We start from the raw sequence: 2,219 nt of genomic DNA, 5'->3' as shown, positions 1-2,219 counted from the left end.
GCCAGATTCTCCACGGCAATACCCGTGTTTAAAACCAGTTTTTCAGAGAGGGAAAAGTCCATGCCTGCCCTCAATGTCAAAAGATGGTATGCTGGGGGCGGGGTATTGATTTCAAGTTCTACGAGTTCCTGCTGGGCCGGAGAAAAGACAAAAATGTTAGGGGGTGCCTCATTCTGCCGAAAGACATAGGTGCTTTCCAGACTCGCTTCAAACCCGTGCCATTCGGTCTTACGAAATGAAATGGAATTACGGGTAATGGGTGCAGGGATATTGATCAGGGGTTCGTCCTGATCCAAATCATTTCCCTTGGTGAGTGAAAAATGGTGTCGCGATTGCCATAAAGGACTCCATTGGACGTATCCGGAGATATCCACCCCGGCCAAACGGGCATCGGTTTGTCGGTAGCTCCAAACCGGGAAGGCACCCCTGATAGTAAACTCAGCCCCGGTGGGTTCCAGGAGAATAAAATCCTGTATAAAATTCAGATAAGGCTCAAGGGTAACCCCCCAACGCTCACCACTGCGGTTGTAGGCTATTGAAATCCGGTGGGAGGTTTCCGAATCGATACGCAAATCCCCCAGTTCAATACGCGCTGCGGAATGGTGCAGCCCATCGCTGAAAAGTTCCGAAGGGTTGGGTGGGCGCTGCCCCAGGGCATAATTGGCCCGAATTTCCGAATGGGTATCCAGGGTAAACCGCATACCTGCGGAACCTGAAAAGTTATGAAAATCAAAAACGGGATTGGTCAGCAATTGGGTGCCGAGATCCTCTACAATGAATTCGGGGAAGTCCTCGTCGTAACCGCGCTCTTCCCATCGGGAGGTTCGGTAGAATTTCAGGGCATCAATACGGCTGTAATCATATCGAATACCCGCTTCGAGTAGCCAATTTTCCTTAAGGCGGTATTCACCGATCAGAAACGTGCCGAATTCGTATTTATCGTAGTCCGGGATCAACCTTCGGACCCCGGTATCCGGGTTGGCAAAGTTATTCTGGTATCTACCCAACAGACCCGCCTGCACCTTGAGGTTTGAGGAGGCATCCCAGGTAAAATCAGTCATCAGGGTATGGGTGGTGAGCTCCAGGTCTATAGCGGGTTTATCGCGGTCAGCACCTACCCGGACATCGTATTCAAACCGGCGGTTATTCTGAAAATCGTACTGGGCAGTCCATTTCCCCACGCCTTTTATCCTCAGATAGTAATTGAATTTTCCAAGGTGGTGGGCCACTTCCTGCCGCGGTACGCCCAGTTCATATGTAAAGGGTTCAATCACCGAGGGCGTCCCGGAATTGATGCTTTCGATCAGGTCGTCTACATTTCCGATATGCGAGGCGCGTAATATGGCTATGTCTGCCTGGTAGTATGAGTAGTCAAAATCCCATCCCTGGTTGATCAGCCGCTTGCCCGCATGAAAGGACAGGCCGAGATCCTGCATCCCCGTATTTGATAGCACGTAATCCGGAGCTTCCCGGTCGCCTAAACGTTTAAAAGAGGCCTGCCCGTTCAGATACCAACCGCTTTCAAAAGTACGAGTGAGTTCAGTGCTGACATTACCACCCCATCCATTGGACATCAGGGTCATCATTGTTTTTCCGAAGAGGGAATCGGCAATAGCCACCCGCTCCCGTTCAATAACCACAAGACCTCCAATGGCGTCTCCCGCATATTTCAGGGCCGATGCCCCTTTGATGACCGAAACCTGATCCGCTGAATTGATGTCGACATTCGGGGCGTGTTCATCTCCCCATTCCATATCCTGCATACGCACCCCGTCATTGAGGATAAGAACCCGGCTCCCCGTGAGTCCGTTGATCGCAGGTTTTACAATATTGCTTCCTGTCTTCAGGGTGGAAACCCCGCTAATTTCTCGAAGAGCGTCTCCCAGGGTTCCACTGCTGTAATTCTCTAAAGTCTGGGTGGAGAGTCTTTGTTCCTGGGCAGTATTGGAAATATCGGGGAGCAGGTCGCCCACTACCTGAACTTCTTCCAATTCCTCCAGGTGGTGTTCCATCTGGAAATCTCGCTGGGTATTGCCCATTATGTCAACCTCAAAAATCAAGGTCCGACAAAGCCTGTGTGATACCTCCACTTCGTAAGAGCCGTGGCAAACTCCTTCTATTCGGTAGCGACCCTCAAAATCGGTCAGAACCGCCCTGTCAATTTCCAAAATGTACACCGTAGCTCCAACAAGCGGTGTCTGGTCGTGGAAATCAAGTAC

Annotated in this window: 1 protein-coding gene; it reads right to left on the bottom strand. The window is 50.9% G+C overall.

Going from position 1 to position 2,219, the window contains the following annotated elements:
• Positions 1 to 2,219, bottom strand: a 2,219-nt coding sequence (locus WBV75_RS05885) for a TonB-dependent receptor (RefSeq protein ID WP_424119715.1), incomplete at both ends; no start/stop codon positions are given.

The sequence above is a fragment of the Robiginitalea sp. genome (assembly GCF_049588695.1).
In the GTDB taxonomy this organism is placed as follows: domain Bacteria; phylum Bacteroidota; class Bacteroidia; order Flavobacteriales; family Flavobacteriaceae; genus Robiginitalea.
This window is presented reverse-complemented; position numbering and strand designations above follow the sequence as displayed.